Annotated in this window: 12 protein-coding genes; 3 read left to right on the top strand and 9 right to left on the bottom strand. The window is 60.6% G+C overall.

Annotated elements, in window-relative coordinates; all coding sequences use genetic code 11:
- Positions 1-197 precede the first annotated feature (197 nt).
- Positions 198-1,961 (top strand): ABC transporter ATP-binding protein/permease, encoded by a 1,764-nt coding sequence (locus ACRQ1B_RS00790; RefSeq protein ID WP_432291779.1) that lies wholly within the window; start codon positions 198-200, stop codon positions 1,959-1,961.
- Positions 1,962-2,194: 233 nt separating this feature from the next.
- Here the strand turns inward: ACRQ1B_RS00790 and ACRQ1B_RS00785 are convergent, their stop codons facing one another.
- Positions 2,195-4,105 (bottom strand): hybrid sensor histidine kinase/response regulator, encoded by a 1,911-nt coding sequence (locus ACRQ1B_RS00785; protein ID WP_432291778.1) that lies wholly within the window; start codon positions 4,103-4,105, stop codon positions 2,195-2,197.
- Positions 4,106-4,125: 20 nt separating this feature from the next.
- Positions 4,126-4,878, bottom strand: a complete 753-nt coding sequence (locus tag ACRQ1B_RS00780) for a Crp/Fnr family transcriptional regulator (RefSeq protein ID WP_432291777.1) — start codon at positions 4,876-4,878, stop codon at positions 4,126-4,128.
- Positions 4,879-5,015: 137 nt separating this feature from the next.
- Here ACRQ1B_RS00780 and ACRQ1B_RS00775 point away from each other — a divergent pair, with 137 nt between their 5' ends.
- Entirely contained in the window at positions 5,016-5,756 is a 741-nt protein-coding gene (locus ACRQ1B_RS00775; RefSeq protein WP_432291776.1) for a response regulator, read from the top strand.
- A 127-nt stretch (positions 5,757-5,883) separates the two neighbouring features.
- Here the strand turns inward: ACRQ1B_RS00775 and ACRQ1B_RS00770 are convergent, their stop codons facing one another.
- From ACRQ1B_RS00770 to ACRQ1B_RS00740, 7 genes are all read right to left on the bottom strand, one after another.
- On the bottom strand, positions 5,884-7,671 hold the full coding sequence (locus ACRQ1B_RS00770) for an adenine deaminase (protein ID WP_432291775.1): 1,788 nt from the start codon (positions 7,669-7,671) through the stop codon (positions 5,884-5,886).
- Complete coding sequence (locus ACRQ1B_RS00765; protein WP_432291774.1) at positions 7,668-8,603, bottom strand: nucleoside hydrolase; 936 nt, start codon at positions 8,601-8,603, stop codon at positions 7,668-7,670. Before ACRQ1B_RS00765 ends, ACRQ1B_RS00770 begins: the two co-directional genes overlap by 4 nt.
- A 14-nt stretch (positions 8,604-8,617) precedes the next feature.
- Complete coding sequence (locus tag ACRQ1B_RS00760) at positions 8,618-9,643, bottom strand: ABC transporter ATP-binding protein (RefSeq protein ID WP_432291773.1); 1,026 nt, start codon at positions 9,641-9,643, stop codon at positions 8,618-8,620.
- Complete coding sequence (locus tag ACRQ1B_RS00755; protein ID WP_432293773.1) at positions 9,636-10,415, bottom strand: ABC transporter permease; 780 nt, start codon at positions 10,413-10,415, stop codon at positions 9,636-9,638. Before ACRQ1B_RS00755 ends, ACRQ1B_RS00760 begins: the two co-directional genes overlap by 8 nt.
- Positions 10,415-11,257 (bottom strand): ABC transporter permease, encoded by an 843-nt coding sequence (locus ACRQ1B_RS00750; RefSeq protein WP_432291772.1) that lies wholly within the window; start codon positions 11,255-11,257, stop codon positions 10,415-10,417. The genes ACRQ1B_RS00755 and ACRQ1B_RS00750 overlap by 1 nt, the downstream gene beginning before the upstream one ends.
- Before the next feature lie 211 nt (positions 11,258-11,468).
- On the bottom strand, positions 11,469-12,500 hold the full coding sequence (locus ACRQ1B_RS00745; protein ID WP_432291771.1) for an ABC transporter substrate-binding protein: 1,032 nt from the start codon (positions 12,498-12,500) through the stop codon (positions 11,469-11,471).
- A complete protein-coding gene (locus ACRQ1B_RS00740; RefSeq protein ID WP_432291770.1) occupies positions 12,497-13,573 on the bottom strand; it encodes a LacI family DNA-binding transcriptional regulator in 1,077 nt (358 codons plus the stop codon). The genes ACRQ1B_RS00745 and ACRQ1B_RS00740 overlap by 4 nt, the downstream gene beginning before the upstream one ends.
- 215 nt (positions 13,574-13,788) lie before the next feature.
- Here ACRQ1B_RS00740 and ACRQ1B_RS00735 point away from each other — a divergent pair, with 215 nt between their 5' ends.
- Positions 13,789-13,986 carry a hypothetical protein gene (locus ACRQ1B_RS00735; protein ID WP_432291769.1) on the top strand — a complete coding sequence of 66 codons (198 nt, stop codon included), beginning with the start codon at positions 13,789-13,791 and terminating at the stop codon, positions 13,984-13,986.
- Positions 13,987-14,024: the final 38 nt, after the last annotated feature.

Raw genomic sequence — 14,024 nt, 5'->3', positions numbered from 1 at the left:
CACAGTTGCGCGAAAACTTCCACAGGCCAGCACCGCCTTTTGCATCTCCCACCGGGCCAGACGGCGGTTTTACAAGGGTTTGCGCCATGAGTTGCAGGATGCGGCGACTTGCATCCACGCAAGAAAACCCGCTTAACCTTTTGCAGTTATCATCAAGGATGAAAGCTGCATCCCGCTTGCTGTGATGGAATGATTGCATGGCGCAGATAACCGAGAGCGAAACACAACTCGCCCAGCTTGATATCAACTCCGCGAATTTCGGTTTTCTCGCACAATTGCGCATGATGCTCGGAGCCTTCTGGGGCACAAGGATCAAGACCCGTATCGTCGCCCTCGCTGTTTTCCTCCTCGTCATCATCCTTGCCACCACCTACTTCCAATATCGCCTCAACAGCTGGAACGCGCCGTTCTATGACAGCTTGCAGCGCCGCGATCTCGATGCCTTCCTGATCCAGCTCGAAGTGTTTGCGGTCATTGCCGGCGTACTGCTGGTGCTCAATGTCATTCAGGCCTTTCTCAACCAGATGATGGCGCTTTACATGCGCGAGGGCCTGACACGCGACCTGATCGATCAATGGATGAAGGCCGGGCGGGCCATGAAGCTTGCCAATTTTGGCGCAATCGGCGTCAATCCCGACCAGCGCCTGCACGAAGATGCCCGCAATCTGGCAGAAATCACCACCTCGCTGTCGATCGGCCTCGTCAGTTCGTCGATCCTGCTTGTCAGCTTCATCGGCGTGCTCTGGGAAATTTCCGCCGATTTCGCCTTCAATCTCTATGGCCACCATATCGCCATTCCCGGCTACATGGTCTGGGCAGCGCTTGTTTACGCCGGCACGGCCTCGCTGCTCAGCAGTTTTGTCGGCCGCCGCCTTCCGGCCATCAATGCCGAGCGGTATTCCAAGGAAGCCGAACTGCGCTTCTCGCTGATGCATGCCAACGAGAACCTTGCCTCGATCACGCTGGCCAGAGGCGAAGGCAGCGAACGTGGGCAAATCCAGCATGCGGTCACGACGGTTCTCGCCGTCATCTGGCGGCAGGCGATTGCCATCACCAACCTCACCTGGGTCTCCTCCGGTTTTGGCTGGCTGACACTGGTGGCGCCGATCCTGATCGCCTCACCGGTCTATTTCAACGGCATGTTGTCCTTCGGCTGGCTGATGGTGGCGGTCGGCGCGTTTACCCAGGTCAATGCGGCCCTGCGCTGGTATATCGACAATTTCCGCCAGATCGCCGACTGGAAGGCCGCTCTCTATCGCGTCTCCACCTTCCGCAAGGCACTTCTGGAAATGGATGAACCCGATATCGTCCAATCGGACCTGACGCAGGCATACGGTGAAGAACAGCAAATGGTGCTGCGCAACCTTAGCATCCTGCCCGGCCCACCCGGCACACCCACAGATCGTGGCCTGAAGATCCCCGAAGCGGAAATCGTCATCGGTCCGGGCGAGCGGGTGATGGTCAACGGCGATGCCAGCGTCAACCGCCATCTACTGTTCCAGGCGATGGCCGGCCTATGGCAATGGGGCAAGGGTGAAATCCGGCTGCCGCCTCAGGCTGATATCCTGTTCATGCCGCAGAAACGCTATTTTCCCGACACGGCACTGCGCGACGCCATTACCTATCCACGCGATGCATCAGTATTTGGCGATTCCGCAATCGGCGATGCGCTCAAGCGCGCCGGGCTGGAGCGCCTGATACCGGATCTCGACAAACACGAGCGCTGGGACAGAATTCTGGAAGAAGATGACCAGGCCCGTCTGCGCCTCGCCAACGTGCTCCTCACCGCGCCAAAATGGCTGATCCTCGACGATGCGCTGGAAGGGCTGGAGCCGGAAACGCAGGAAGAGATCCTCAAAGTGATGGACGAGATGAAAGAGACCGCGATAATCTATATCGGCCGTCAGGAAATGTTTCAGGAGACTATGAAATCGCGGGCGATACATTTGCAGCCGGTGTAAGTGGCTGGGTCATTTGCGTGCGGAAATGGACGGTGCGGCATAGACCCTTCTCCCTGTAAAACGGGGAGAAGGTGCCGGCAGGCGGATGAGGGGCAAAGGCCTCAAACTCAGCGTTTACGGCAGCCCCTCATCCCCTCGCTGTCGCTCCGGACCTTCTCCCCGCAGGCGGGGAGAAGAGGCAAGCCGCACCGTCTAGCTCCCAACAAATACCAGCCGAACCACAAGCGAGAACCTCAGTCCAGCAATGCCCGCATCTGCGCCGCCAGGTCACGCGCCGTATACGGCTTCTTCAGCCACGCCGAATGTTCTGCGAACTGACGCAGCGCCACGTCAGGCTCGGCAAAACCTGAGGTGAACAGCACCTTGATGTCAGGCCGGCGCTTTCGCACCTCCTGCGCCAGCTTGTCTCCCGACATGCCGGGCATGGCAACATCGGTGAACAGAAGCACGATCTCCGGATTGTTGCCGAGAATTTCCAGCGCTTCCACGCCTCCACCGGCCTGATGCACCGTGTAACCCGCCGTCTCCAGCCGCGCCACGGCGATGCGGCGGACACGCGCATCGTCTTCCACCACCAGAACCGGCTCATGGCCTGCCGCAATTGCCGGCTGATCGATCGTCGCCGAGGAATCCTCCAGCGCCATCGACTGGCGCGTCACGGACGGCAGGAACAACCGCAGGCTTGTACCCTGACCCAATTCGCTTTCCAGCTGGATATGGCCGCCCGACTGGCGCACGAAACCATAGACCATGCTCAGGCCGAGACCCGTTCCGCCGCCGCCATGTTTGGTGGTGAAGAACGGCTCGAAGGCGCGTACCTTCACATCCTCACTCATGCCCATGCCGGTATCGGTGACGGCGATCAGCACATATTCGCCGGCCCGCATTTCCGGGTACATCTGCGCATAATCCTGATCGAGATAGACGCGGCTGACCTCGATCGACAGCTCGCCGCCCTCCGGCATCGCATCGCGGGCATTCAGCGTCAGGTTCAAAAGCACGTTCTGCAATTGCGGCCCGTCAACCAGCGCTTCGTTGGCGCCGCCGGTGACGACCGTGCGCAACTCGATGCGGTCACCGATCGTGCGGCGGATCAGCTCGGAGAAGCTGGCGATCATCTGGCCGAGATCGGTCAGTTTGGGGTTGAGCGGCTGCTTGCGGCCAAACGCCAAAAGCTGGCCGGTCAGCTTGGCGCCGTCATCGGTGGCACCCTGCGCTTCGCGCAGCAGCACCTGCACCTTGGGATCGGTGACCTTGGCCTCGGCGATTTCGAGATTGCCGCTGATGATGGTGAGGAGATTGTTGAAATCGTGGGCGAGACCGCCGGTCAGCTGGCCGATCGCTTCCATCTTCTGCGCCTGGCGCAATTCTTCCTCGATCTTGTGGCGGCTGGTGAGGTCGCGCACGAAACCGGTGAACACACGCTTGCCGTTGGAGAGAGCCTCGCCAACCGCCAGTTCCATGGGGAATGTCGTCCCGTCCTTGCGCAGACCCTTGACGACGCGGCCGATGCCGATGATGCGGCGATGGCCGGTGGCGAGATATTTGCCGATGTAGCGGTCGTGGTTCTCGCGGTCCGGATTCGGCATCAGCATGGAGACGTTGCGTCCCTCGACCTCGCTTGCCTGGTAACCGAACAGGTCTTCGGCAGCGGAGCTGAAGGAGGTGATGATGCCGAGTTCGTCGATCACGACCATGGCTTCCGGCACGGTCTGCAGGATGGAGCGGAAATGCGCTTCGCGTGCGGCAAGATCCTCACGGATGGTCGCGGCCGCCTCGAAATCCTCGTTGACCTGCATGATCAGCGGCGGCTGGCCGTTCGGCCGCGGCAGATGCAGCCACCGGCTGAGAACCGAGATCGGGTGACCGTCACGGTGGCGATAAACCAGATTACCCTTCCAGCGACCATACATACGGATGACAGCGTCGATCTCGGGGATGGACAGCGTTTCTTCAGGCGCCAGAATATCGGTCAGAGTGCTGCCGACCGCATCAGACGCGGACCAGCCAAAAAGCCTGCCGCTGCCGGTGCTCCAACTGCGGATGATGCCTTCCGAATCGTGCACGACGATGTGCAACGGGTCGAGTGCAGAAAGCTTGAGGGCGAGGTCGCCCTCGCCCTGTTCGAGAATTTGGTCGTCCATGCCGTATCCCAATCCTGGCCTTAGTGCGGCCAGATCGCCTGCCGCATCTTCGGCTCGCGGTCGATCGCCTCTTCGTAACTATCGCCATCACCGCAGAGCGCAAGCAGTTTTCCCGGTTTGCAGATCGCAAAATCATGGCGACCTTCGGGACTGATGACACCGCGCGAGACCAGCTTGGTCAGCGTGCGCGAGACGGTTTCGATGGTGAGCCCGAGATAGTCGGCCATATCAAGGCGGCTCATCGGCAGATGAATGCGGCGACCGATCGGGTGGCAACCGTGCAGGCGACGGGCAAGCAGCATCAGGAAGGTGGCGACACGTTCCTCGGCGCTCTTGCGCGACAGAAGCACCATCTGGTCCTGAGCGGTTGCCATTTCGTCACAAACGCGGGCGAAGAACTGCGGCCGCAGGTCGGGCCATTTTTCCAGCGCTTCGGCAAAGGGCTTGCGAGCAAGGCGACGCAGGCGAACCGGCGTGACCGCTTCGGCGCTGTAGAGATACCGATCCTTCAGCGACAGACCGACGAGGTCACCGGCATACAGGAAACCGGTGATGACGCGGCGACCGTCTGCGATGATCTTGAAAACGCGCAGAACGCCTTCCGAAACCTTGAACACGTGGTCAGCCTGATCGCCTTCCCAGAACACACCTTCGCCAGCTTCAAAAGATTCGCGCGGCACTGCGCAAAAAAGTTCTTCCAACCGTTCCGGCTGCGGAACAAGCCGTGCAGCTGTTACCTGTTTTGCTTCAGCACTATATGCAACCGAGAGCATCTCGAAATCCCCTGAAACCCCAATGACATTTGACAGGTTCTCTTTTGCTGCGTCGCGGTGACACGTTGATGCCGTGCATGTTACCGTGCGTTAAATCGTGTAACGGTGTGTAACAGAGACTTTGAGTCGGGCTGCGAATGGCGAAAATCGAGAAGCGTGCGGACCATATCCTGATTGTGGATGACGAGGCGAGAATTCGCCAGATGGTGCAGCGCTACTTCGAGGATGAGGGTTTTGTCGTGCATGGTGCTGCGGATGGCGCCGGCATGCGCAAGACATTGGCCGAACACACGATCGACCTGATCCTGCTTGATCTCGTTCTGCCGCAAAGCGAGGACGGGCTGACGCTGGCGCGCGAAATCCGTACCACGTCCGATATCCCGATCATCATGCTGACCGGCCGCGACGATGTCCTCGACCGTATCGTCGGACTGGAAGTCGGTGCGGATGATTACATGGCCAAACCGTTTCACCTGCGTGAAGTGCTTGCTCGCGTGCGCAGCATTTTGCGCCGCCGCAGGCCTGTGGAGGTGCATGTCGCAGAACCATCCGACACGATCGAATTCGATGGCTGGAGGCTGGAACAGTCACGCCGCCGGCTGCTGGATCCGGCAGGTCAGGAGATAGAACTGACAACCGGCGAATTCGACATGCTGACGGTTCTCGCCCGCAATGCCGGCCGCGTTCTCACCCGCGAAGTGCTGATGAACCAGACGCGCGGCCGCGATCTCGACGTGTTCGACCGGTCTATCGACGCGCAGGTGGCCCGTCTACGCAAGAAGATTGAGGCCGATCCCGCCAAGCCGCACCTGATCCGTTCGGTACGGGGTGTCGGTTACATGTTTGCCGGTGCCATGTCGCCGGAGACGAGGTCCTAATGCATCGTACTTTCCGAAAACCGGAACGGTTTTCGGAAAGTACGATGCACCAGTCCAAAGAACTACAGCGTCCTTTGTGCGCCATATATGGCGCACGGCGCTGTAGGCCTCGCCCCCGGCGAACGCATCAGCGCAACGTCTCGATGACGGGTGTCTCCAGAAGCTTTCCGGTCACGACGTCTGCAACGCCCCGGTCAGTCTGGTGAGGCCCGGCATTACAGGCGAGCGTTGCGCCGAAGCATGCCTTGAAGACGAGATAGGGCGGCTGCCATTCAACGATCGTGTCCATAGCCGAGCGAACCGCGGCAAAGCCTTCCGCGATCTCCGACAATGGAGCATCCGACACGAGGCCGGACAGCGGCAAAGGCAGGATTGCGATAACCTTGCCCTCTGATGCGACGGCGAGACCGCCACCGGCTTCGATCACCGCATTGGCGGCCACCGCCATGTCGACGGCATTGCCGCCGAACACGGTGAGGTTATGGCTGTCATGCGCAACCGTCGTTGCAAACGCACCACGCCAATTGCCCCAGCTGCCGAGGAAACCGACCTTGGTCGAGGTTTCCGCAACACCGTGACGATGCGTGACGGCAATCATCGTGGTGCCGGCAGGCGGCACGACATAACCGTCGACGACATCGGCTTCCGCTTCCGCCCATTGCGTAAAGCGCGGACGGTCGATCACGGCGAGCTTCACCCGTGAACCGTTGGAAGCAACACGGAAATCGTTTTCCGTGAGCTGCGAGAGCTTGACGGAATCCGTCAGCGGCGACGTATCGATCAGCGGCGTTGCCACGGTCATCTTGCCCGCCTGCGCCACCTCGGTGCCGCTTGCAAACACATGGCGGGCGCGGAAATCGGCAAGATCCTCGAAAATGGCGATATCGGCACGGCGACCGGCAGCGATCAGGCCGAGATCGGCGCGGTCGAGACGGTTGGAGGCATTGATGGTCGCCGCCTTCAGCGCCCATTCCGGTTTCATGCCGTAACGCACCAGACGGCGCACGACATCATCAAGACCGCCGCCCTTCAGCAGATCGTCCGGGAAGACATCATCGGAGCACAAGGTCAGCGCGGATGGCAGATGACCAAGCGTGTTCAGCGCTTCCACGAATTCCGGCAGCAGATGGTCGTGTGAGCCGCGCAATTCGATGGTCAGGCCGGCACGCAGCTTTTCCATCAGGTCGGCGGCGGAGGTCAGTTCGTGATCGGAGGTCACACCGGCAACCATGAAGGCGGCGAGATCGCCGCCCGTCAGACTGCGCGCATGGCCGCAGACCAGCTTTTCGGAAGCAAGCGCCACCTGCATAATGGCCGCCATGCGCGGTTCGCGGCTCACCACGTCACGCATGTTCATGACTTCGGCGAGACCACCAATCTTGGGCCAGAGCAGCAGTTCCTCGATCACCGAAGCATCGAAATCGGCGCCTGCAGTCTCAAAGCCGGGAGCAGACGGCACGCAGGACGGCGCCAGCACGACGGAGCGCAGCGGCAGTTCCTTGATCGCCTCGACGGCCCAGCGGACGCCATCGACGCCATGCACATTGCCGAATTCATGCGGGTCCCAGACAATCGTGGTGACGCCATGCGGCATGACGGAGGCCGCGTAAGTGGAGGGCGTCACCATCGAGCTTTCGATATGCATGTGCATGTCGATCAGGCCGGGCGTGATGAAGGCGCCACTGGCATCAATGATCTCAGCAGCATCGGAACGGCTGCCCGGCGCATGTACGCTGGCGATGATCGGTCCGACAATGCCGATATCTGCCAGGCGGCGCTCTTCGGTCATCACATCCACCAGCGTACCGCCGGTGATGAGGATATCGAAAGGCGCATCGCCGCGGGCAGCGGCAATGGCGCGGCTGCGCAGGTCGGGATCGGTGAATTTGTGGACGTTGATGATGATATCGTTCAACGGCTTCCCTCCAGTCGCAAAGTTTCCAGAATAATCGACCGCGCAGGATCGACCTCGATCGCCGCAGCATAGGCGGCGTTGAATTCGGCCTTGCCGGATCGCGTTTCGACCACGGTGCGGCCGCGTGTGACGGTTCCCGCAAGTTCGGCATCGATGCGCGCCGGTCGCCACTCGACGAGGCTTTCATCGATAAAGGCGACGGCCGCGACGGCATCGTAAAGCGCCATGGCAGGGCGGCCGCGGCTGGTTGCGATGGCGATGAACCCGTCAAGAAGATCGGCGATCAGGGCCGCATTGCGGCCACCGGAGCCACGCACCGGTTCGACATCCGAAGGGGCTGCCAGAACCTGACGGCAAAGATCGAGATCGACCAATTTGAACGGAATGCCATGCGCCAGCACGATGGCGATCGCTTCCGGATCGGCAAAGGCGTTGAATTCGGCCGATGCCGTGTGATTGCCTGATGTCACTGCACCGCCCATCCACACGAGATCGGTGATGCGGGCGGCAAGATCGGGCCTTGCCAGCGCCACGGCGGCGATATTGGTGAGTGGGCCAAGCGCGAGGATGCGGCGCGGCCCCTCGCCTTCCAGCCAGCGGCACAAGGCCTCGAAGGCATCGCCCATGGCAGGCATGGCAACCTCGGGCAGGCGTTGACCCGCAGTCGGCATACCATGATCGCTGAGGATGGAGGTGGCGGTTTCCAGCTTGCCGAGCACCGGCAACGCACGGCCGGAGTAGATCGGAAACCGCCAGCCGAAGGCATGAGCAGCACCGGCCGCATTGCGCTTCACCTGATCGAGCGGCGCATTGCCGACAACCAACGACACGCCATCGATGGAAAATTCCGGCCGCGACTGGCTTGCGGCATCGACCACCATGATGGCGGCGATGTCGTCAAAACCCATATCGGTATCGATCCACACACCCATGCCCGTTACCCGCCTTAACCGAACGTGCGCAATTGCGCAGCGGCGCCGACCGGCAGATCGAAAGCCAGTTCGGCACCGAGTTCATGCGACGGCAGGGCAGCATCGACTTCGGCCTTGATCGGCCCAAGCGGCGTATCGAGCAGGTATTCGCGGCTGTTGCCGGCAAAGGATGCACCGCGCACGGTTCCCTGGAAAGGACCTGAGCCCAGGGTGACCATGCGCGGCCGCCAGGCCAGTCCCGCCGCTACCGGGACTGGTCCGGAAAGTTCGACCGGACCCTTTTGGGTCTTCAGTCGTCCGTCTGAAAGTTCAAAGATATTCTCGAAGCCAACGAAGTCTGCAACGAAGGCGGAAGTGGGGCGGTTATAGATATCTTCCGGCGATCCTATCTGTTCTATAGCACCTCGCTTCATCACAACAATGCGATCAGCCAAAGAAAGTGCTTCGCCCTGATCATGCGTGACAAAAATCATCGTCACGCCGGTTTCCTTCTGCACGCGCTGCAGCTCGGAGCGCATGTCGAGGCGAAGGCGGGCATCGAGGTTGGACAACGGCTCGTCGAGCAACAGAACCTTTGGCTCCATCACCATGGAACGGGCGAGCGCCACGCGCTGCTGCTGACCACCGGACAATTCGCCCGGCTTGCGATCGGCATAATCGGTCAGGCCGACGGAAGTGATGCCTGCCTTGACGCGCTTGTCGAGTTCGGCTGCCGGAGTCTTTTTCAGGCGCAGGCCGAAGGCGACATTTTCATAAACCGAAAGATGCGGGAAAAGCGCATAGGACTGGAACATCAGGCCGACATTGCGCTTGTTGGCCGAAACGCGGGTGATATCGATACCATCCAGCTTCACATGGCCGGAGGCCGGCGACAAAAGGCCGGCGATGGCACGCATGGTCGTGGTCTTGCCGCAGCCCGATGGCCCAAGGAAAGCGACGAGTTCGCCCTTGCCGATGGTGAGGTTGAGGTCCTTGACGGCAACGGTGTCGCCATAGGCAAGCGTCAGGTTTTCGAGGGTGAGGAAATTTGGATCAGACATAACGGGAGAACCCCAGAAAACGTTCGGCGAGGAAAACGATGCCGATGGACATGAAGGCGAGCAGCGCAGAGAGGGCTGCGACGGAGGGGTCGAAGACGATTTCCATATAGGCGATCATGTCGACCGGCAGCGTGCGCACACCGGGACCCGAGAGAAACAGCGAGACCGGCACCTGATTGAACGAGGTGACGAAGCCGAGAATGAAGGCCGACATGATGCCGCCGCGGATGTTGGGCAGCACGACGCGAAAAAATGCGCCGAGCCGTGACGAGCCGAGCAGAACCGCCGCCTCCTCGATGTCGGAGCGCAGGTTGCCGAGGCTGGCGGAGACGACACGCACCGCATAGGGCAGGATCAGCGCCGTATGCGCCAGGAACAGCGCCAGAGTGATGCCGACCTGAAACGGCACGACGATGTAACGCAGCAGAGACAGGCCGACGATGATGCCGGGCACGATGATCGGTGCCGACACGATGGTGCGAATGGTTTCAGCGCCCGGCAGCTTGTAGCGCGACAGCGCATAGGAAGCCGGGATGCCGAGGATCAGGGCCGCGAGCGTGCCGCCGATGGCAAGGAACATCGACATGTAAAAACTGTCGCGAAAGCTTTCGACGGTGAAGACTTTGGCAATCCAGCGTAGCGAAAAGCCCTGCGGCGGAAAGGCCAGCGTTTCGCCGGCCGAAAACGAGGCGGCGACGATGATCAGGAACGGGCCGATCAGGAAGGCGATGACGAGGCCGAGCGTGATCGGAATGAAGAGATTGCGGGCCATCATCGCGCGGTCCTCGTTTTGTTGCGCGCGGTGGCGACACGTTTCAGCAGGATATTGGCGGCAAAGCTCATGACGATAAGGATCAGCGCGATAACGCTGGCGGCGACAAAGTTGTTCGAAACCGTGACCTGCTGATACAGCAGGGTTTCCAGCATCAGCACCTTGGAGCCGCCGAGAATGGCGGGCGTGATATAGGCGGTGAGGCAGCCTGTGAAGACCAGCGTGCCGCCGATGACGACACCTTCCTTGGTGAGCGGCAGGATGACTTTCCAGAACACCTGGAACCAGTTGGCGCCCAGCACGCGGGCCGCCGGAATCGCGTCCTTGGGCATGTTTTCAAGCGCCGAGATCAGCGAAATGATCATCAGCGGCAGGAAAAGCTGCAGAAGGCCGATGAAGATGGCGGTTTCCGAAAACAGGATGCGCAACGGCGCTTCGCTGATGCCGAGCGCCTGAAACGCCTGATTGACGATGCCGGTGCGGCCGAGAATGACGATCCACGCATAGGTGCGCGCAACGGGCGAAATCATCAGCGGCAGCACGATCAGGCCGGTGACCTTGCCCTTCTTGCCGGGTTCGAGGCTGACGATGGCGAATGCCGCCGCATAACCGATGACCGCCGCCACGATGGTGACGAGCACACCGAGTTTCAGCGTGCGCAGGAACACCGCCTGATTGAGCGAGCTGGAGAAAAATTCCGTATAGGCGGAAATCGTCCAGCCGCCACCCGGCGCCCTGAAACCATCGGAGAGGAGGATCACCACCGGCGCAATGAAGACCGCCGCTGCGAACAGCGCGGCCGGCAATGCCAGTGCGAGGGCCTCGGCCCTGTTTTGGAACATGTTTTGTCTTTCTTCGGTGTCGTATCAAGTCTGCCACGGCGGGTGGGGTTGCCCCTCATCCGCCTGCCGGCACCTTCTCCCCGCAGGCGGGGAGAAGGGAGATGTGGCACTGCCTTGCCCCAATGACTGAACGGCAAGCAAGGCAAGTCCCCTCTCCCCGTCAAAACGGGGAGAAGGTCAGGGTGAGGGGCAACTTGCCCCAATCAAAAGCTTACTGCCCGACCTTCTCGTTCCAGCTCTTCAGCCAGCCGGCGCGGTTATCGAGCGCCACAGCCGACGGGATCAGTTTCAGGCTCTTGGCGGTTTCCTCGCCATAGGTCAGGTTCTTGGCAGCCGCTTCGGAAACCTTCGCTTCCTTATTGGCCGGGCTGTCGATCAGCGCTTCGGCGAGCTTTGCCTGCGTGTCGGCCGAGAGCCAGAAATCCATGAACTGAAGCGCCAGATCACGGTTCTTGGAGTTCTTGGTGACGATCATGACGTTCATGCCGCCGGTCTGGCCTTCCTTCGGCGTTGCCCATGCGATCGGCATGTCGAGCTTGGTGAAGGGCGCCCAGGTGAAGCGGCCGATCGGCGCTGCCCAGATTTCTTCCTGCTGCATCAGCTGAACCAACTGCGAGGACTTTTCATAGAAGGTGACGATATCGTCCTTGGCGGCGCCAACGGCTTCGATCGGGGCGGCGAGATCCGGCGTATCCTTGCCGAGCGCCTGACCGAGCATGTAAAGCGACGGCGGGCCCTGATTGGTGGTGACATTCGGCCACGCGATATGGGCCGCATATTCCGGCTTCAGGAGATCGGCCCAGCTTTCGATCTTCATCTTGTCGGAACGATAGGCGATCGAGGTGGCGTAAAATGTGTAGCCGATGCTCATGCCGTCGCCGTTCGGGTCCTTGGCGATATCATAAAGCTGGTTGAAGCTGGCGATCTTCGAGGTATCGATCTTGTCGATCAGGCCGGCGCGAGCAGCCGACAGCGCATCCGCCATCGAAACCACGGCCATGTCGACCACCGGATTGGCCTTGTTGGCATCCATCTTGGCAATGCGTTCGACGCTATTGCCGGTCTCGACAACCAGTTTGCAGCCGCATTTTTCTTCAAACGGGGTATAGACGATCTTCTTGTATTCATCCTGCGCCAGCGCATAGACCGAAATCGTCAGGGTCTTTTCCTGCGCAAACGCAGTATGGGCGGCTCCGGTGGAGAGCATCAGCGCGACGCTCGATGCGAGCATGACCTTGTTCATGGGATCAGTTCTCCTGCTGTGAGGTGTGTTGGTTTATTATCGTTACGGGATGCAGATGTTTTGGCAGGCCCGGTGGATTGGCGGATTACCAGCTCCATCGGCACTTTCGGCCGGCTGGCCGTCACGGTGTTACCGTCAGTACCGCGTGGCCCATGGGAATGCGGCAGATTGATCGCCTCCAGCACCGCGGCGATGGCAATATCGGCAATGGTCGCGACATCCATGCGCATGGTCGTCAACCCGGGCGTGACCACCGAGGACCAGATCAGATCATCGAAACCGGTCAGGCTGACATCTTCCGGCACGGCAATACCGGCACGCTGCAATTCGGTAAGCGCACGCAGCGCCACAAGATCAGTAACTGCGGCAATCGCCGTCACACCGCGCGCCACCGCATCGGCTAAGCCCAGCGAACAGCCCTGCCCCGTCTGCGATTCCAGCTTTTCGATCCAGACCGTCTCGACCCTGGCATTGCCGAGCCCCGCCTTCACGCCGCCAAGGCGATCGTTCTGCACGTTGGATGCGGTGCTGTTGCCGAGCAGAAGCACATGCTTGTGACCAAGGGAACAAAGATGAAGGCCAAGGCCCTGCCCGCCGGACCAGTGGTCGGCGGCGACCGTGTTGCCGGGCGTCGAAGGACTATCGATAACAGCAACCGGACAGCTGGCCCCCGTCACCCAGGTGCCTCGGCGCGGAACGACGATCATGCCATCGACACCACGCTCGATCAGCCTCTCGATCGCCTGCGTCTGCGCCGCCACATCCCCATGGGAGTCGGCGATCAGAATGCCGTAACCGAGCTTGGATGCGGCATTTTCGATCGCCTGAGCAAGCTTCGGAAACAGCGGATTGCTGATATCGGCCAGAACCAGACCCAGAACACCACTGCGGCCGGTACGAAGCGCCCGACCGGCAACGCTCGGCACATAACCGAGTTCGGTCGCCGTAGCGCGAATACGCTCTGCCAGTTCAGGCGATACGCGCCCTTTGCCGGACAAAGCATTGGAAACCGTGGCGGTGGAAACGCCAAGGGCATCCGCAATTCTTGCAAGCCTAGGTTTCTGACGTGACATCAAAGCAACGTTCGCCGAGTGGACAGTAATGCAGGTGATTAATCGTTTAACCGGTAACGAATGTCGGAGTTCTTGTCGAATCGAAAATGCAGCTTCACTCGCGTTTTACGACAGTTATATGGGGATTGGTAAATGCGCGCAGGTCCGATCACGATCGGGAACCTCTGGCCGCGGCGCTGGTTGTCTTTATGAAAACAAGGACAAGGAGACAGGACATGCCCAATCGCGATCCGATCCCGACCCCGGAAGCAGACACCCCGCGCGGCCCAACCCCAACACCCGGCATCCCCGACCGCGTACAGGAGAAACCGCCGGTTCCGCCTGTAAAGGACCCCGGCGACAGCAAAAATCCGAACGACCCACCACTTGACCCGGCACTGCTACCGGTGGGCGACCCGGCCGGCGCAGCGTAACGGTGCCGCAAAATTCTCAAACCAAAAAGCCGCCGACT

The organism is Endobacterium panacihumi, assembly GCF_050847465.1.
Classification (GTDB): Bacteria; Pseudomonadota; Alphaproteobacteria; order Rhizobiales; family Rhizobiaceae; genus Neorhizobium; species Neorhizobium panacihumi.
This window is presented reverse-complemented; position numbering and strand designations above follow the sequence as displayed.